The sequence below is a fragment of the Edwardsiella hoshinae NBRC 105699 = ATCC 33379 genome, assembly GCF_000474215.1.
GTDB lineage: Bacteria > Pseudomonadota > Gammaproteobacteria > Enterobacterales > Enterobacteriaceae > Edwardsiella > Edwardsiella hoshinae.
The window spans coordinates 18743-36892 of sequence record NZ_BAUC01000013.1 but is presented as its reverse complement, the minus strand read 5'-3'; the positions used below and the strand labels follow the sequence as shown (position 1 = coordinate 36892).

At 57.8% G+C, this 18150-nt stretch carries 17 protein-coding genes; 7 read left to right on the top strand and 10 right to left on the bottom strand.

Features of this window, described 5'->3' with window-relative positions:
* The first annotated feature begins 2 nt into the window (after positions 1-2).
* The 5 genes from ribD (at position 3) to pgpA (ending at position 3699) form a co-directional block, all read left to right on the top strand.
* Entirely contained in the window at positions 3-1118 is a 1116-nt protein-coding gene (ribD, locus tag EHO01S_RS05755; protein WP_024523061.1) for a bifunctional diaminohydroxyphosphoribosylaminopyrimidine deaminase/5-amino-6-(5-phosphoribosylamino)uracil reductase RibD, read from the top strand.
* 87 nt (positions 1119-1205) lie between these two features.
* Complete coding sequence (gene ribH, locus EHO01S_RS05750) at positions 1206-1676, top strand: 6,7-dimethyl-8-ribityllumazine synthase (protein WP_024523060.1); 471 nt, start codon at positions 1206-1208, stop codon at positions 1674-1676.
* Positions 1677-1697: 21 nt separating this feature from the next.
* Entirely contained in the window at positions 1698-2117 is a 420-nt protein-coding gene (gene nusB / locus EHO01S_RS05745) for a transcription antitermination factor NusB (RefSeq protein ID WP_024523059.1), read from the top strand.
* Positions 2118-2225: 108 nt separating this feature from the next.
* Positions 2226-3197: a thiamine-phosphate kinase gene (thiL, locus tag EHO01S_RS05740; protein WP_024523058.1), complete on the top strand. Its 972-nt coding sequence runs from the start codon at positions 2226-2228 to the stop codon at positions 3195-3197.
* A gap of 1 nt (position 3198) precedes the next feature.
* Positions 3199-3699 carry a phosphatidylglycerophosphatase A gene (gene pgpA, locus EHO01S_RS05735; RefSeq protein WP_024523057.1) on the top strand — a complete coding sequence of 167 codons (501 nt, stop codon included), beginning with the start codon at positions 3199-3201 and terminating at the stop codon, positions 3697-3699.
* 414 nt (positions 3700-4113) lie between these two features.
* Here pgpA and EHO01S_RS05730 read toward each other — a convergent pair whose 3' ends face one another.
* The 6 genes from EHO01S_RS05730 to xseB all read right to left on the bottom strand — a co-directional run bounded on the left by EHO01S_RS05730 (position 4114) and on the right by xseB (position 11253).
* Positions 4114-5091, bottom strand: coding sequence for a nucleoside hydrolase (locus EHO01S_RS05730; protein ID WP_051355198.1), 978 nt, complete (start codon positions 5089-5091; stop codon positions 4114-4116).
* 10 nt (positions 5092-5101) lie between these two features.
* A complete protein-coding gene (locus tag EHO01S_RS05725; RefSeq protein ID WP_024523055.1) occupies positions 5102-6133 on the bottom strand; it encodes a LacI family DNA-binding transcriptional regulator in 1032 nt (343 codons plus the stop codon).
* Between the two features lie 105 nt (positions 6134-6238).
* Positions 6239-7633 (bottom strand): MFS transporter, encoded by a 1395-nt coding sequence (locus EHO01S_RS05720; RefSeq protein WP_024523054.1) that lies wholly within the window; start codon positions 7631-7633, stop codon positions 6239-6241.
* Between the two features lie 530 nt (positions 7634-8163).
* Positions 8164-10029 carry a 1-deoxy-D-xylulose-5-phosphate synthase gene (gene dxs / locus EHO01S_RS05715; RefSeq protein WP_024523053.1) on the bottom strand — a complete coding sequence of 622 codons (1866 nt, stop codon included), beginning with the start codon at positions 10027-10029 and terminating at the stop codon, positions 8164-8166.
* Positions 10030-10101: 72 nt separating this feature from the next.
* Positions 10102-11007: a (2E,6E)-farnesyl diphosphate synthase gene (ispA, locus tag EHO01S_RS05710; protein ID WP_024523052.1), complete on the bottom strand. Its 906-nt coding sequence runs from the start codon at positions 11005-11007 to the stop codon at positions 10102-10104.
* 3 nt (positions 11008-11010) lie between these two features.
* On the bottom strand, positions 11011-11253 hold the full coding sequence (gene xseB, locus EHO01S_RS05705; RefSeq protein ID WP_024523051.1) for an exodeoxyribonuclease VII small subunit: 243 nt from the start codon (positions 11251-11253) through the stop codon (positions 11011-11013).
* 199 nt (positions 11254-11452) lie between these two features.
* On the opposite strand from xseB, the gene thiI reads away from it, so the two are divergent.
* On the top strand, positions 11453-12901 hold the full coding sequence (gene thiI, locus EHO01S_RS05700; protein ID WP_024523050.1) for a tRNA uracil 4-sulfurtransferase ThiI: 1449 nt from the start codon (positions 11453-11455) through the stop codon (positions 12899-12901).
* Positions 12902-13044: 143 nt separating this feature from the next.
* Here thiI and yajL read toward each other — a convergent pair whose 3' ends face one another.
* Both yajL and panE read right to left on the bottom strand, forming a co-directional pair.
* Positions 13045-13635 carry a protein deglycase YajL gene (gene yajL / locus EHO01S_RS05695; RefSeq protein ID WP_024523049.1) on the bottom strand — a complete coding sequence of 197 codons (591 nt, stop codon included), beginning with the start codon at positions 13633-13635 and terminating at the stop codon, positions 13045-13047.
* Positions 13595-14512, bottom strand: coding sequence for a 2-dehydropantoate 2-reductase (panE, locus tag EHO01S_RS05690; protein ID WP_024523048.1), 918 nt, complete (start codon positions 14510-14512; stop codon positions 13595-13597). Before panE ends, yajL begins: the two co-directional genes overlap by 41 nt.
* 200 nt (positions 14513-14712) lie before the next feature.
* Here panE and EHO01S_RS05685 point away from each other — a divergent pair, with 200 nt between their 5' ends.
* Positions 14713-15204, top strand: coding sequence for a YajQ family cyclic di-GMP-binding protein (locus tag EHO01S_RS05685; RefSeq protein ID WP_024523047.1), 492 nt, complete (start codon positions 14713-14715; stop codon positions 15202-15204).
* A 25-nt stretch (positions 15205-15229) separates the two neighbouring features.
* Here the strand turns inward: EHO01S_RS05685 and EHO01S_RS05680 are convergent, their stop codons facing one another.
* Both EHO01S_RS05680 and ampG read right to left on the bottom strand, forming a co-directional pair.
* Entirely contained in the window at positions 15230-16627 is a 1398-nt protein-coding gene (locus EHO01S_RS05680; RefSeq protein ID WP_024523046.1) for an MFS transporter, read from the bottom strand.
* A 35-nt stretch (positions 16628-16662) separates the two neighbouring features.
* On the bottom strand, positions 16663-18144 hold the full coding sequence (gene ampG / locus EHO01S_RS05675) for a muropeptide MFS transporter AmpG (RefSeq protein WP_024523045.1): 1482 nt from the start codon (positions 18142-18144) through the stop codon (positions 16663-16665).
* Positions 18145-18150 lie beyond the last annotated feature (6 nt).

Sequence of the window (18150 nt, the reverse complement as noted above, 5' to 3'; positions counted from 1 at the left end):
CGATGTCGGCTAGCCATCCTGATGAATTTTACCTGGCGCGCGCTTTCGAGCTGGCGCGCCGCGGTCGTTTTACCACTACTCCGAATCCCAACGTCGGTTGCGTGCTGGTGCGTGACGGACAGATCGTCGGCGAAGGGTTCCACCTGCGTGCCGGTGAGCCGCATGCCGAGGTGCATGCGCTGCGTATGGCCGGCGAACGTGCGCGGGGCGCAACGGCTTATGTAACCCTGGAGCCGTGTAGCCACCATGGCCGTACCCCGCCTTGTGCCGACGCGTTGATCGCCGCCGGTGTCAGCCGGGTGGTGGCGGCGATGCAGGATCCCAATCCGCACGTGGCGGGGCGCGGACTGTATCGCTTGCAGCAGGCGGGCATCGACGTACGCCATGGGCTGATGTTGGCCGAGGCCGAAGCGGTCAACCAAGGTTTCTTGAAGCGCATGCGCACCGGTTTTCCTTATGTCCAATTGAAATTGGCTGCTTCACTCGATGGCCGCACCGCCATGGCCTCTGGAGAAAGCCAGTGGATCACCGCCGCTGCTGCCCGCGCCGATGTACAGCGCTATCGGGCACAGAGCTCAGCCATCTTAAGCAGTAGCGCCACGGTGCTGGCCGATGATCCGTCGCTGACGGTACGCTGGGATGAGCTGGATGAGGAGACGCAGCGTCATTATCCGCGAGCATGGCTACGCCAGCCGCTGCGAGTGATCGTCGACAGCCATAACCGTGTGACGCCGCACCATCGGTTAATCACTCAGCCGGGCGAGACCTTGCTGGTACGCGAGACGCCCGATGAGCAGGTTTGGCCGGCGACGGTAAGCCAGTTGGCGCTGCCGCGTAATGGCGCCGGCTTGGATTTGGTGCTGCTGATGATGCAATTGGGTAAGCGGCAGATCAACAGCGTATGGGTCGAAGCCGGCCCGCGTCTGGCCGGTGCGTTGTTGCAGGCCGGCGTGGTCGATGAATTAATTGTCTATCTGGCGCCGAAGCTATTAGGCGATGCGGCGCGAGGATTGTGTCACTTACCCGGGCTGGAGCGCCTGGGCGACGCGCCGTCGTTGAGTTTTAGCGAGGTGACGCGCGTCGGTGACGATTTGCGTCTGACGCTACGCGTAGCCTAAATGGCAACGGAGCTGAGCAGAAACGCAAAGAGTATGATAGAATCCGCCCCCCTGCGGGGTATAACTTACGTATGTTAAGGAAACCGTATGAAAACGATTCAAGGCGTTGTTGCTGCCCCTCAAGCGCGTGTTGCCATCGCGATCGCGCGTTTTAACCATTTCATCAATGACAGTTTGTTGGAAGGGGCGATCGACGCGCTGAAGCGTATTGGTCAGGTTTCTGACGAAAATATCACCGTAGTCTGGGTGCCGGGTGCCTATGAACTGCCGCTGACCGTACGCGCACTGACGGCGACCGGCCGTTATGACGCCGTCGTGGCGCTGGGAACGGTGATCCGCGGCGGCACCGCCCATTTTGAATTTGTTGCCGGTGAGTGCAGCTCGGGCTTGGCCAGCGTCGCGCTGAATAGCGAAGTGCCGGTCGCCTTTGGCGTGCTAACCACCGAAACCATCGAACAAGCCATTGATCGTGCAGGGACTAAAGCGGGGAACAAAGGGGCGGAAGCCGCGCTGACCGCACTCGAAATGATCAATGTACTGACAGCCATTAAAGCCTGATTTATTAGTAAGGGGAATTCCGTGAAACCTGCTGCCCGTCGCCGCGCCCGTGAGTGTGCCGTCCAGGCACTCTACTCCTGGCAGATCTCTAAAAACGATATCGCCGATATCGAATACCAGTTTCTGTCTGAGCAGGACGTGAAAGACGTTGATGTAAACTACTTCCGTGAACTGCTGTCCGGTGTGGCAAGCAATGCGGACTATCTGGATGGTCTGATGGCTCCGGTGCTGTCTCGCCAACTGGATGAGCTGGGGCAGGTGGAAAAAGCTATCCTGCGCGTCTCTATCTATGAACTGAGCAAGCGTCAGGACGTTCCCTACAAGGTGGCGATCAACGAAGGCGTTGAATTGGCCAAAACCTTTGGCGCGGAAGATAGCCACAAGTTCGTCAATGGCGTGCTGGACAAAATCGCACCGCAGGTGCGCCCGAATCGCAAATAAACAGCGCGGCTTACCCGCCCGGCCCGTTGGGCTGATAGCTACGCAATAGGCCGGATTTCCGGCCTTTTTTTCGGCTATCGCGGGCGCGCCGCGCGTAGGAATCTCGTTATGGCATACGGTGAGTTTGATCTGATCGCCCGTTACTTTAACCGCCAGCGCACGCTACGCCACGATGTCCAATGCGGCATCGGCGACGATTGCGCGTTGCTGTCCGTTTCGGAAAAGCAATGGGTGGCCGTCAGCAGCGATACGCTGGTCAGCGGCTTGCACTTCCTGCCGGACATCGATCCGGCCGACCTCGGTTATAAATCTCTGGCGGTAAATATTAGCGATTTGGCGGCGATGGGCGCCGATCCCGCCTGGGCGTCGTTGGCGCTGACCTTACCTGCGGTAGATGAGCCTTGGTTGCAGGCTTTTAGCGACGCACTGTTCGAGCAACTGGACTACTATGGCATGCAACTGATCGGGGGCGATACCACCCGCGGCCCGTTGAGCATGACCTATACCGTGCAGGGACTGGTACCGGCGGGACGGGCGCTGCAACGCAGTGGCGCGCGCGTCGGCGACTGGGTCTACGTCACCGGGACGCTGGGCGATAGCGCCGCCGGTCTGGCGTTGTTGCAGCGCCAGTTGACGGTCAGCGATGAGGCCGATCGCCGCTATCTGTTGGCGCGCCATCTGCGCCCGCAGCCACGCCTGCTGCAAGGGCAAGCACTGCGTGATCTGGCCAGCGCTGCCATCGATATTTCCGATGGTTTGATCGCCGATCTCGGCCATATCCTCAAGGCCAGCGGCTGCGGCGCTAATCTGTACCTGGATAAGCTACCACAGTCCGAGGCCCTGTTGCGCCAAGTGGATGCCGAGACGCGTCAGCGCTGGTCGTTAGCCGGGGGTGAGGATTATGAGCTGTGCTTTACCGTGCCGGAGATTTCGCGCGGTGCCCTGGATATGGCTCTCGGCCAGTTGGGTTGCCGTTTTACTTGTGTCGGGCAGGTGATCCCCGCGTCGGAGGGGATCTGCCTATGGCGCGGGGATCGTCAGGTTACACTGGATCTACAGGGGTTTGATCACTTTGGCTAAGATGACGAAGACACAACGCCAGGCGGCGAAGGCGCGCCTGCGCATGGCGAACCCCTTTCATCTGTTGGCGACCGGCTTCGGGAGCGGATTGAGTCCGCTGGTGCCCGGTACCATCGGCTCCATTGCGGCGATCCCCTTTTGGCTGTTGCTGACACAGCTTCCCTTGGCGCTGTATCTGATCTTTCTGCTACTGAGCATCGTGTTGGGAACCTATCTGTGCCACCGAACCGCCCGCGACATGGGGGTTCACGATCATGGCAGTATCGTCTGGGATGAGTTCGTTGGCATGTGGATCACCCTGCTGGCGGTACCGGCCCTAGAGTGGCGTTGGATCGTGCTGGGCTTGATCATCTTCCGCGTGCTTGACATGTGGAAACCCTGGCCGATTCGCTGGTTCGATCGCAACGTGCATGGCGGTTGGGGGATCATGGTGGATGACATCGTCGCCGGGGTGCTGTCAGCGATCCTATTGTGGCTGGCTGGGTACTATGGGCTATTCTGAGCCCCTACTTCATTTTCGGCGACGCGACGGGGCATGGCGTCTGAGGGATTTTCTGACATTTCATCAATACCCCATGATGTGCCTACGCGAGGCTTTCGCCATCGCGGCATGCCCACGGGCGGGGGGCTCGTGTTCCTATCGATAGCCGGGGGATGTTTGGGCTCAGCGTCAGAGAGGTCACTCGGCCATGTGCCGGAAAGTATCGATTACGCGTGACCCCAGGGGCGGATGAGAAAATAGAGCGTAAGCGGACGCGGTAGATGAGTTTTCTCAGAAAAAATATGGCGTATTGTCGCACCTGCCATGTAAGTAGATCCGCTTCGCTGTCGATAGATATCGTGACAACATATTGATTTTTTTATTAAAATAGCCATTCACCGACCGTGTGAAAACGATCTCTCCTGTGCCGTCGTGTTAGGCGTTGTAGCGGTGTATATAGTGTGTAATCAGCGAAAGAAGTCGTTGGTTATCGATAGTCTGCAAAATGTTTATCATTGCGCCTTTAGGGGCGGGAATGCGGCTATCCGGTTTGGTGTGTCCATAATGGCGGGTCATACCGCGTGAGGGGCCTTCAAGTGAGACAGCCAGAAAACTGGCTGTCGTAGCGGACAGTGTGGGATCCAACAGCCAGGCGATAGTCAACACATCGTGGATCCAGCAGCCGGGCAGATTACGGGTCTGCATGGAGTAAGTGAGCCACGGGCGAATAGTTTGCACTAGATAGCGACTCAGGGCATTGTTTGTCATCGCCAGCTGATCTAAGTCGGTGTGGAGCAATTGGGTTTGGGTAGTGACATCCAGTGGAACTAATGTCATCGGCGCACCGCAGGTGAGCACGGCATGTGCCGCTTCGGGATCCAGACTAAAATTCGTGTCTTTTCGATAACCCGGCACATTGAATACGCCCCCCATGATGACGATATTTTTCACGGCATGGACGAGTTGCGGATAGTGTTGCAGAGCTATGGCCACGTTGGTGAGTGGTCCAGTTGCAACCAACGTTATTTCACCGGGATGGTTGCATATCAGTTCGCCTATAGCTTCAGGTGCAAGCGATTTCTCAGTCTGATATGTCGGCGGAGCGGGAACATCCGCCCAGAGCTGGCGTAAACCATGATGATCCACACCATGATCCAGCTTTTCCCTCCAGGGGCGAGGGTCCTCTTTGAGCGCACGCGCAGCACCACGATAGACAGGAATCGGGAGCGCTAACTGATGCACGAGATCTTGGGCGACAGCGTAGCCAATCTCGACCGGTGTATTACCGGCCACGGTTGTGATCATCTCCAGAGAGAGTTGCGGTGCGGCAATGGCCAGCGCTAGTGCGAGGCCATCATCGATATTGGCGCCGGGAACGCCGTTACCTGGATCACAGTCGATAATTACGCGCATCATTCCATTTTTACCTCGTTTCAAGGAGGTTTTCATGGTGCTGGCAGCCACAAGACTCTCCTATTTGTAAAAAAAACGCAAATTCAATGCGCCGAGCCTCGCCATTCCAGTTTTTCAACATCGAGATTGCCGCACGGGCCATTTGGTCGACAGGCTGTCGGACGGCGGTCAGAGAGGGGACGTTGTAAGCCGATTCTTGCGTAGCGTTAAAGCAGACGAGTGCCATGTCCTGTGGTACTCGGAGCCCTTGTTCGGCCAGGGCTCGTAAACAACCGAGTGCCTGCTGTTCATTGCTCGCGAACAACGCACGCGGGAGGGGACCTTGCAATAAGCGTTTCGTCGCCTCGTAGCCGCCAGCGCGGGTATAGCCAGTCGAAAAGATCCAACTGGGGTTGATAGTGAGTGATGAGGCTTCCAACGCTAATTGCCATCCCCGGATGCGATCTTGTGTATTCAACATGTCACGTGGACCGCAAATAATGCCAATGTCGCGGTAGCCGTGATCGATAAGGTGCTGCGTGACCTGCCTTGCCGCCAGTTCTTCATCGACCTGAATTACACTGACATCTAGCCTGCCCGCTAGGTGATCCAACATGACACAGGGCGTTGCGTTTTCATGAATTAAGTCAATATAGGGATGTCGGTCAACACTGGTATAGATAAGTCCGTCGACTTGACGGTGTAACATATTATTAATCAGCTCACGTTCTCGTCCACTACTGTCGCCCGCGTCACCTAGCAGAAGTATTTTGCCATCCGCAAAGGCTTCACGTTGCAGAGCTCGAGCCATTGAAGCGATAAACGGGTTAGTGATGTCAGGCACAATGAGTCCATAGGTTTGCGTACTACCTGAAGCTAGGGCGCGCGCAATACCATTGGGACGGTAACCGGTCTTTTTTATCGCCTGCAATACGCGCTGCCGGGTCGCCTCAGCGACTGGGCGCGGGCCGTGATTAATAACATAACTAACAACAGCGACAGATGTTCCCGCTTCTTTGGCAACATCCGCGCGTGTTACACGTTGTGAGTGTAGGTAGGTCACAAAGCACCTATTTAATTGATTTCAAGATAGTCTTTTCCCAATAAGCATAGGGTGTGAGAATTTGAAAATCGTTGATAACGAATGCGCTTCCCATGTTCTCAGTGGTTAAATCGCATCCTGCGGTAAGTTGAGGTCGCGTCCCCGCGTCTCCGGGGCGAAGAACGTGGTGATCAAACCAATCGCGGCCATCAGTGAAAAGTAGAGAGCGATGGGCCACCAGTGACCATAAAATGAAAGTAAGGCCGAGGCCACCAAGGGAGCCGTACCGCCAGACATAATGGACCCCAGTTCTTTAGCAAAAGCCATTTTGGTATAACGATTGGTCACCCCAAACAGTTCAACGCCCCAGGCAGCCTGAACCCCAAAAATTCCCAGAGAGGCTAGCCCCATGCCGCTAATGATCGTCGGGATAACAATCCATGGCTCACGGGAATCCAACAGCATAAACGCTGGGAATGCGTACAGGATTAGTAATAGACAAAACCAACGATAAGTGATGCGTCTGCCAAACCGATCAGAAAGCCACCCCGCCAAAGGAATAATGGCAAATCCCAAAATTGACGCGATAAATACAGCAACGGTGGGGATGGATTTATCAACCATTAATACCTTGGCGACATAACCAATCATGAATCCCTGGGCGAGGTAGGAAGGACCATTTTCACCGATGCGTAATCCGACCATGGTCCAGAACGCTCTGGTACGCCGCCAGAAACCGCGGGAGTCATGCTGCGGTCGTTCCATACTCTGGCGAAACGCATTGTCGCGTTCGGCCTGTAGGTGTGCTCTCTGTCGTTCAAACACCGGAGTTTCACGCAGATGGCGGCGAATAAACAGTGCGGTGGCGGCGATGAGAAAACTGCAAAGAAAAGGAATACGCCACCCCCAGCTCAATAAGGCTTCTTTCTCCATTTGCAACACGATAAGCCAAACGAATGAAGCCAGTAATGTTCCGCTATTCGATCCTAGAGCGATAATGGAGGAGACCAGCCCACGGCGCTTAACTGGGGCATATTCACCGAGCATTACGGTACCACCGGAAAGCTCCGCTCCTGCCCCCAACCCCTGGAGGAATCGTAAGATGACCAGGCATGTCGGTGCCCAAACACCGATCTGAGCGTAGCTGGGAATTAAACCGATCAACATGGTTGATATGCCCATTAACCCAATCGTGGTCACCATAACTATTTTCCGGCCATGGCGATCACCGAGCCAGCCAAACAGCAACGCACCAATAGGACGGGCAAGAAAACCAACGGAATAGGCGGCAAAGCTGGAAAGTAGTGCGATAACAGGTGTGGCTTCCGGAAAAAATACGTCGCCAAAGATAATGCCAGCAGCCAGGCCATACAGGGCAAAATCGGCATATTCCATTGTGGTGCCTAACCAACAGGAAAATGCCGCGCGCCAGAACTCGCGACGTCCCTCAGGGGTTTCCAGCCTTTCCTGTGCGGCTTGCTGCTCGTCAGTCATAGGAACAGAGGATACATGTGTGTTCATAAGCACTCCTTGACGTTATCTGTCGACCGTTGTACCTGATGTTTATCCGTCATGTTCTACTCGCGTAGATATAGTATTTTCACGACAAATTAATGAATCTACTCGCGTAGATAATTCAAATGAAAATGGTGTGTGTGAGAATGGAAAAAACTTATAGCAGGGAATTGTTACAGAAAATAGGGCGGCAACATTCGTGGGAATACCCGTTTTATCTGCTGGGGAATGCGTCTGTAATTACGTTTTGCTAAGGGGAAGTTGCTTACCTGGTTGAGGGCGACAGGCGGCCAGTGCTAGCGCAGGGCAACCGAAAACGCGGCATCCCGCGCAGAGCCTGCGGTCTCGCGCGGTGTGCCCCCAGGGTCTGATGAGAAAATAGAGCGTAAGCGGGCATAGTCCACGTGGAAAAACAGGCATCGCGGTGTTGCGCTAGCTGATCGGGAAACCAGACTGGGACTCATCCCAGCGCGATGCCAGCCTCTCTGGGTGAGGCCCCCTCTGCGCGAGGGGCCTCGAGGTCGTCCAGGGGACGGTCAACGTGCCAGCCAGGCGTCGAACTGTGCGACGATACCATCGGCGTCCAGTTGTAGATCGTGGCGGATCTCTTCCTGACTCCCCTGCGGCACGAAGCTGTCCGGCAAACCGATGTTCAACACTGGGCACGACAGGCGCCGCTGCATCAACAGTTCGTTGACACCACTACCGGCACCGCCCATCACCGCGTTCTCTTCTAAGGTGATCAGGTAGTCGTGTTGCTGCGCCAGTTGGCACACTAATGCGTCATCCAGCGGTTTGACGAAGCGCATGTCGGCGACAGTGGCATTGAGCCGTTCGGCGGCAGCCAGCGCCTCCGGCAGTAGGGTGCCGAAGTTGAGGATGGCGATACGCTTGCCATGGCGGCGTAGCAGCCCTTTGCCGATTGGCAAGGCAGCGAGCGGCGCTAACGCCGCTCCGGTTCCGCTGCCGCGCGGATAACGCACTGCCGAGGGGCCCTGGCGGTATTCATAGCCGGTTTGGAGCATCTGGCGGCACTCGTTCTCATCGCTCGGTGTCATGATTAGCAGATGAGGGATACAACGCAGAAAGGAGAGATCGAAGGCACCCTGATGAGTTTGACCATCGGCGCCGACGATACCGCCGCGATCGATGGCGAACAACACCGGCAAGCGCTGGATGGCGACATCGTGGATCAACTGGTCGTAGGCGCGCTGTAGGAAGCTGGAATAGATGGCCACCACCGGGTGATAGCCGCCGATAGCGAGCCCGGCACCAAAGGTGACGGCGTGTTGTTCGGCGATGGCAACATCGAAGAACTGTTGCGGAAATTCGCGTGAGAAGCGCACCATGCCGGAACCTTCACGCATCGCCGGGGTGATCCCCATCAGTTTCTCATCGTTACGCGCCGTCTCGCACAGCCAGTCGCCAAAGATCTTGGAGTAGGTTGGCAGGGTGGCGTTGCTCTTGGGAAGCGTACCGGAGGCCGGATCGAACTTGGGCACCGCATGCCAACTGATGGGATCTTTCTCCGCCGGCGCATAGCCTTTCCCTTTCTTGGTCATGATGTGCAGCAGCTGTGGGCCTTTCAGGTCGCGCATGTTTTTCAGCGTCGCCACCAGCGCCAGCACATCGTGACCATCGACTGGACCGATGTAGTTAAAGCCCAGCTCTTCGAACAGGGTTCCCGGCACGACCATGCCTTTCAGGTGCTCTTCGGTACGCTTGACCAACTCTTTGATCGGCGGCAGACCGGAGAGCACCTTCTTGCCTCCCTCGCGCAGGCTGGCATACAGCTTACCGGAGAGCAGTTGCGCCAGGTGGTTGTTCAGGGCTCCGACGTTTTCCGAAATCGACATCTCGTTGTCGTTCAACACCACCAGCATGTCGGCCTTGATGTCGCCAGCATGGTTCATCGCCTCGAAGGCCATTCCTGCGGTCATCGCACCGTCGCCGATGACACAGACGGTGCGCCGTCCCTGACCTTCCCGCTCGGCGGCGACCGCCATGCCCAGACCGGCGCTGATCGAGGTGGAGGAGTGACCGACACTCAACACGTCATACTCGCTCTCATCCCGCCACGGGAAGGGGTGTAACCCGCCTTTCTGACGAATGGTGGCGATGCGATCACGCCGTCCGGTCAAGATTTTATGCGGATAGGCTTGGTGGCCGACATCCCAGATCAGCGAGTCGAACGGGGTGTGGTAGACGTAGTGCAGCGCCACGGTCAGTTCGACGGCGCCTAGCCCGGAGGCGAAGTGCCCGCTGGAGCGGCTGACGCTGTTCAGCAGGTACTGGCGGAGCTCATCACACAGCTTCGGCAAACTCTCTTTGGGCAGCAGACGCAGATCGTCGGGATCTTGCACCAGCGCCAGCGTAGGGTATTTGGCAATATCAAAACTCATTAGCGGCTCATGTCGACTTATTCGGGACAACCTCGCCGTTTAGGCTTGGAGGACAAGGTTGTTAGTATGGCGTTAATTATCGCGCTCAATGATAAAACTGGCTAAGGATTTTAGCGCCTGTGTATTCAGGTTGTGCTGTTGTTCAAGCTCTGCCAGGGCGTGTAGCGCCTCCTGCTGGAGGTCGGCGGCCTTCTGCCGCGCTTGCGCCAGCCCCAGTAGGGCCGGGTAGGTGCTCTTTGCGAGTTGTTGATCGGCCCCCTGACGTTTACCGGTCTTGCTGCTATCGCCGACCACATCCAGGATGTCGTCTTGCACCTGGAACGCCAGGCCGATGGCGTCGGCGTAACGGTCAAGCGTATTGAGCGCCGCGCGGCCCGCGTCACCGCCGGCCAGTGCGCCCAGGCGTACCGCTCCGCGGATCAAGGCCCCGGTTTTGTGGCGGTGGATCTGCTCCAGAGCCGCCAGATCGATGTGCCGTCCCTCGGCGGCAAGATCCAATGCCTGGCCGCCACACATGCCGGCGGCTCCGCTGGCGTGTGCCAGTTCGCTCAGCATACGCAGCCGATCGCGCTCGGCGACGCCGGGCATCGGACTGTCGGCCAGAATGGTAAAGGCGAGGGTCTGCAAGGCGTCGCCGGCCAGAATGGCGTGAGCCTCACCGAATTTAATGTGGCAGGTTGGCTGCCCGCGCCGTAGATCGTCATCGTCCATCGCCGGCAGGTCGTCGTGTAGCAACGAATAGGCGTGGATGCACTCAATGGCGGCAGCCGGCGCATCCAGTGCGTCGAGCGCGCAGCCGAACAGGCTGCCGGTAGCATACACCAGATAGGGGCGCAGCCGCTTACCGCCTAACAGGGCGCCGTAGCGCATGGCATCGACCAACGGCCCGTCGAGGTGCGCTTGGCTCTCCAGCGCCCGAGATAAGGCGGCGTCCGCCCGCTGACGGTAGGCTTTCAACTGTTGTTCAAAGGACGCCATGATTCACTCTTGCTCTGGGTTGAAGGGTGACAACGGCGCATCTTGATCGTCGCTCAGTAGAATTTTTACGCGCTGTTCCGCCTGCTGTAGTGTCTGCTGTCCTTGGCGGGCCAGTTGGACGCCGCGCTCGAACTCGTTGAGCGCCTCTTCCAGCGGCAGATCGCCGGATTCCAGACGCACCACGATCTGTTCCAGTTCGCTGAGTGCCTGTTCAAATGCCGGTGCGGCAGGTGCTTTCTTGGCCATAATCTCTTTACTTGGTTGCTGGCAAAACGAGGGTGACGTCCGTGACACGGCAAGATTCTGCACCTGCCCGCGTACATGTTCGCACCGTTTTGGCTAACTTAGTGGTATACTGCGCGCCCTGTGCTCGGCACGGCGTGACACGCCCGTGCAGTGTAAGCCCTTTTAACGCATATCTCGACGACTATTAGCCACGACCGCCATGAAGTTTATCATTAAATTATTCCCGGAAATCACTATCAAAAGCCAGTCTGTACGTCTGCGCTTTATTAAAATCCTGACTGGGAATATCCGCAACGTGTTGAAACCGTTGGTTGAAGATCTGGCGGTAACGCGCCATTGGGATCATATCGAAGTTCGGGCCAAAGAGGAAAGCCGCCGCGACCTGGTGCGCGCTGCCTTAACCCGAATCCCGGGTATTCATCACATTTTAGAGGTGGAGGATCACCCCTTCACCGATCTGCACGATATCTTCGAACAGACGCTGGTAATGTACCGCGAGCAGTTGGAAGACAAGACGTTCTGCGTCCGCGTAAAACGGCGTGGCAAGCATGACTTCACTTCAATCGAAGTCGAGCGTTACGTCGGTGGGGGGCTGAATCAGCATATTCCCAGCGCCCGCGTGCGTCTGACACACCCCGAGGTAACGGTTAACCTGGAGATCGAAGACGATCGTTTACTGCTGGTACGTGGCCGCTTCGAAGGCCAGGGCGGTTACCCCATCGGTACCCAGGAAGATGTGTTGTCATTGATCTCCGGCGGCTTCGATTCCGGGGTTTCCAGCTATATGCTGATGCGACGTGGCTGTCGCGTGCATTACTGCTTCTTTAACCTGGGCGGCTCCGCCCATGAGATTGGGGTGAAGCAGGTAGCGCATTATCTGTGGAACCGTTTTGGCAGTTCGCACCGCGTTCGCTTCGTCGCTATCGACTTCGCGCCCGTGGTAGGCGAGATCCTAGAGAAAGTTGACGACGGTCAGATGGGGGTGGTGCTTAAGCGCATGATGGTGCGCGCGGCTTCACGCGTGGCGGAGCGTTACGGTATCCAGGCATTGGTGACCGGCGAAGCGTTGGGCCAAGTCTCTAGCCAGACCTTGACCAACTTGCGCTTGATCGATGGGGTGAGTGATACCCTGGTGCTGCGTCCGCTGATCGCCCACGATAAGGAGCATATCATTCGTCTGGCACGTGAGATCGGCACCGAAGATTTCGCCAAGACCATGCCGGAATTCTGTGGGGTGATCTCGAAGAGTCCGACGGTGAAAGCGGTGAAGGCGAAGATCGAGGCCGAAGAAGAGCACTTCGATTTCGCCATTCTGGATCGGGTTGTTGACGAGGCGCAGACCCTGGATATTCGCGATATCGCGCGTCAGAGCAAGGCCGACGTCGTCGAGGTCGAGACGATCGAATCGTTGGCGGAAGGCGATGTGGTGCTGGATATCCGTGCCCCCGACGAGCAGGAGCGTAAGCCGTTGCAACTCGACGGGAGCGAAGTGATCTGCTTGCCATTCTATAAATTAGCCAATGCGTTCGCTGATCTGGACCAACACCGTCGCTACGTGTTGTATTGTGAGCGCGGGGTGATGAGCCGTTTGCAGGCGCTCTACCTGCAAGAGCAGGGCTACCACAACGTCCGCGTCTACCGCCCTTAAGCGCCCCTCCCTCTGCGTTGCCACTTAGCCTATCTTAGCGGCTGAGTGGCAACATCAAGTTATATGCCTCCCGCCTTGTATCGGTGCCGTAACCGTCGAGCACCAGCACCGCCGCTGCCATGTCGGCAGGCGCGGCGGCATGGTTAGCTGTGGTAATCGTGGATACCGGCGGCGGTGACCAATTGTGCCGCAACGCGGGCGGCTTGCGCTTTGCCAAGCAGAATATCGATGATTTTCAAGGCAAAGTCGATGCTGGTGCCCGGCCCTTGGCTGGTCAGTAGGCGGACGCGTTCGTCGTAGTAGGCGCGCTTATCCATCCATTTTTCTGCCGGGATCTGTGCTTTCATTCCCGGATAGCCGGTCATGTTGGCGATGGGAAACAGGTTGTGGTGTTGTAAGACGACCGCCGGCGAGGCACAGATTGCGGCGATGAGTTTGCCCTCCAGATGCATCTGGCGGATCTTCTCGATCACCAGATCGCTATCGCGCAGGCACTCGGCGCCAGCGACGCCACCGGGCAAGACGATGACGTCGAACGGCTCATCGGCCACCTGGACCAGCGTGGTGTCCGCCAGTAGGCGCACGCCGCGCGAGCAAACAATTTCCCGGTTGCCATCCGGTGCGACGCTGGCGCTGACGACGCGGATACCAGCTCGAACGAGCAGATCCATGGTCGTGACCGCTTCGGTCTCTTCACTGCCAGGCGCCAGACACACCAAGGCCGATACGCTCATAGGTTTGTTCCTTTCGTTTTATCAGATCAAAAAGTTGACGGTTTTCGGCGAGTGCCAAACCGTGGCTACGGCCACGGCGGATTAGATAGCCGGTGATGTAGTCGATTTCGGTATGGCGCTGAGCCTGTACATCCTGCAACATCGAAGAGAGGTTGTCGGCGGTCTGGTTGATGACCTGCATCACATAGCTATAGAGCGTCTGGGCGCTGGTGCGGTAGCCTTCCGCCTCCATCACCTCGGCGATCTCGGCGATCAGGGCATGGATGTGTTCCTGACGTTGGGCCAGCGCACCGTTATGGCAGCCATACAGTACGCTCAGCGGATTAATCACGCAGTTGATGGCCAATTTATTCCACAGCGCCGGTTGAATATTATCGTGCCAGGCTACGTCGGGTAATGCCCGGTGCAGCGTGTCGGCCAGCCCGCTACATGCCTGGCCTGCCTCGTTGAGCGGGCCGATATGGGTGATGCCGCCGGCAACATGCCAGACGGTATGTCCTTCACGGCGTGCGGCATGGGTGGTGCTGCCCTGCAACAGGGGTTGGGTGGGCAGAGGCGTGAGGTCATCCAGCGCCCCCATGCCGTTGTGCAACAGCAGAATGGTGCAGTGGGGCGCGAGGCGGGGCAACAAGGGGGGCAGCGCGTTGGCGATCTGCCAGGCTTTCAGCGTGACCAGTAGCAGATCACTCTGTGCCAACTGGGCATGATCGTTGGCCGGCAGACGGCGCTGGTCGGTGAGACCCTGTGGCGTGATCAGATGCACTGTACATTCCGACTGCGGCACCCGCAGCCAGCCCTGCACCTGATGCCCGCGCCGCACCAGCGCGGAGAGCCATAATTTACCCAACGCACCACAACCTAAAACGGTTATCTTCATTACACCTCCAATGGCGTTTCCGTGCGCGCCGAAAACGCATCTTATCCGTGTTTAGTATAAACTTTTCTCTCGCTTATTCGCAGTGCCGCGCGGGGAAATCGCCGCCATCTGTTCAGGGAAAAGCCTGGGGGGCGTCTGTGTCTTGCATCATGGCGCTGAGCCGCTATGATGCTCGGCATCATAGCGAGAGGAGAAGTAACATGCCGTCATTCGATATCGTATCCGAAGTGGATTTGCAGGAAGTGCGCAATGCGGTGGAGAACGCCACGCGCGAACTGGCTTCACGTTGGGATTTCCGTAACGTCGAGGCCAGCATCGAACTGAATGAGAAGAGCGAGAGCATCAAGTTGACGACCATCTCTGACTTTCAGGTGAAGCAGTTGGTCGATATTCTGCGTGAGAAGTTGGTGAAGCGCGGCATCGAAGCTGGGGCGTTGGACATCCCGGATGAGTGTGAGCACAGCGGCAAGCTGTACAGTGTGGAAGCCAAGCTACAGAAGGGCATTGAGTCGGCGATGGCAAAGAAACTGGTCAAGCTGATCAAAGACAGCAAGTTGAAGGTGCAGACTCAGATCCAGGGCGATCAACTGCGCGTGACAGGGAAGTCACGCGACGACTTGCAGGGCGTGATGGCGTTGGTGCGAGGCGCCGATCTGGGCCAACCGTTCCAGTTTAATAACTTCCGCGACTGATCGCAGGCGCCGGGGCGTAGCGGCCTTACGTCGGCTCCGCCGCGCTGGCCGCCGTCTCGGCACAGTTTTGCAGGAACAGTTCGATGGCGGCACGGCTGGTCAGTAGGCTATCGATCTTGATGTAGGCCGTGTGCTCCTCGGCCACCAGTATGGCGTCGCTCACTCCCGTTAGCTGGCGTAGCTGTTGCGTCAGGGATGCGTCTGCCGTTAGCGTCGGCGGTAGCACGATGCGTAGGCTGCTGACATAAGGCGGCTCTTGCATCGTCAGGCTGATAACAAACCACATCACCGCTAACACGGCGCAGCCGGTAAATACCGCCTCGGCCCCGCCGCGCGCGTAAACCAGGCCGCCGAGAATACCGCCGATAGCTACACCGATAAACTGGCAGGTGGAGTAGACGCCCATGGCAGTGCCTTTATAGCCGGGTGGTGACTCCTTACTGATCAGCGAGGGCAGCATGGCCTCCATCATATTAAAGGCGAAGAAGAAGAGCTGTATCCCCAGGATGATGCCCGTCAGATGCAACCCGGCGTACCACAACACCACCTCGGCGGCGATCAATACCACTACACAGAATTGGAACACCGGCTTCATGCGCCGTTGTTTTTCGGCATAGATGATGCCGGGCACCATGGCGATAAAGGCCACCAGCATGGTGCCAAGGTAGACTTTCCATTGTTCACCGCGCGCTAACCCGGCTTGCTCCATCAACGGTGGCAGGGCGATAAAGCTGGACATCAACAGGATATGCATACACATGATCCCGGCATTGAGACGCAATAGCGCCGGGTTGGCCAAGACCCGGCCAAAGGCGCCGCGCACCATGCTGGCTTCGCGATTCAGACGGTGCGACGTCGGCTCGGGGATCAGGTAACGGGTGATCACTACGCCGAGTAATGCCAGCAGGGCGATCAGCGCGAACAGGCCGGAAAGCCCCAGAATATGTGTGAGTAAAGGGCCAGCGACCATGGCGAGGGAGAAGGTGAGGCCGAAACTGACCCCGATAAAAGCCATCGCCTTGGTGCGATTCTGTTCGCGAGTCAGGTCGGACAGTAGCGCCATCAGCGCCGCCGCGATGGCACCGGCGCCTTGCAACGCCCGTCCCAGGATCACGCCCCAAATATTGTCGGTCAGTGCGGCGATGGCGCTGCCGAGGGCGAAGATCAGCAGTCCTCCGACGATTAACGGTTTACGGCCCAGGCGATCGGAGAGAATGCCGCAGGGGATCTGCAACAGCGCCTGGGTAACGCCATAAATGCCGATGGCTAAGCCAATCAGCGCCTCACTGGCACCGCTGAGGGACATGCCATAGGTGGTCAGCACCGGTAACACCATAAACATCCCTAGCATACGCAGGGAAAAGACGGCACCCAGTCCCCAGGTAGCCTTACGCTCGTTGGGGGTCATGCGAAAATCATTCATTACAACCTCGAATCGGTACGCGAATCGGTCGGCTCTCACGCCTGTGGTGGCGCTAGCGTCTGAGCCCGGTAGTCGAGCCAGGCTCCCCAGAGTACACCGGCTATACATAGGGTTAGCGCCAGGATAAACAGTGTTTCCTCCAGAGAGGATAACCCCGCCATCCCGAGGTACCCTGCCAGCAGCGCCAGCAGCCAGAGGGTGATGAGCAGTACGCCAGCGAGTAACAGACGCAGTGCGTAGCGATAGCCTTGGACGTAGGCCTGGCGTTGGCGGAATGTCCCGGTCGCCTGAACATACTCCAGTGTGCGGCGGCATAGCAGTAGCAACGCCAGTCCCGGTAGGGCGGCGATCACAGAGAACAGGTAGAACAGTGGCCAACCATGCAGCTCGACAAACCAGCCAGCGAGAGGGCCAACATAGACGCGGCCAACGGCGGAGAGCGCGGATAACAGGGCAAATTGCGTGGCGGAGAATGATCGGTTGCACAGGGTCATCAGTAGCGCGACGAAGGCGGCCGTTCCCATGCCGCCGCACAGATTCTCCAGGAAGATGGCGCTGCCCATCGTCAACAGGCTCTTATCCGTGATGGCCAATAGCCAGTAGCCGAAGTTGGAGATCCCTTGCAGGAGGCCGAATAGCATCAGGGCACGGAACAGCGATAGACGCTGCATCAGTACCCCACCCCACAGGGCACCGATGATGGTGGCCAGCAGCCCTAGGGTTTTATTGACCAAGCCGACTTCGCCCGCGTCGAAGCCGACGCCGCGGATTAGGAAGGTGGTGCTCAGGCTACCGGCGAAGGCATCTCCCATCTTATACATCACGATGAGCAGCAGGATCAGCCAGGCGTTATCGCGCTGGAAGAAGTCGCGCAGCGGCGCCAGAACCGCCTGCTCCAGGGTACGGGGGGCTGGTACATCACACTGTGGCTCCGGTGCCCATAGGGTGGCGGCAATGCCGATCAACATCAGCGCCGCCATCAGCCAGTAGGTCGCCTGCCAACCGAGATAGCGATCAGCCAGCCATAGCGCCAGCCCGCCGGAGACCAGCATCGCCAAGCGGTAGCCGAGCACCGAGATCGCGGCTCCGGCACCGCGCTCCTCGGCGCTGAGCAGATCGGTTTTATAGGCGTCGAAGACAATATCTTGTGAGGCGGAGCAGAACGCCACCAGCACCGCTAATAGCGCTAGCCACCACAGATGACGCTGCGGATCGAGCAGTCCCATGGCAAATAGAGTTAGCAACAGCAGAATTTGGCTCAACAACAACCAGCCTCGACGCCGGCCGAGTAATGGCGGTGTGTAGCGATCCATCAGCGGCGACCACAGAAACTTGAAGACGTAAGCCTGGCCGACCAGCGAGAAGAAACCGATGGTCTTTAGATCGACACCGCTGACGGTCATCCAGGCCTGGAGAGTACCTGAGGTCAAGGCCAACGGCAGCCCCGAGGCGAAGCCGAGCAACAGCAGAACGGCGCTGCGGCGTTGGGTGAAAATGGCAAAGTAGGCTGTTGGCATAAGGAT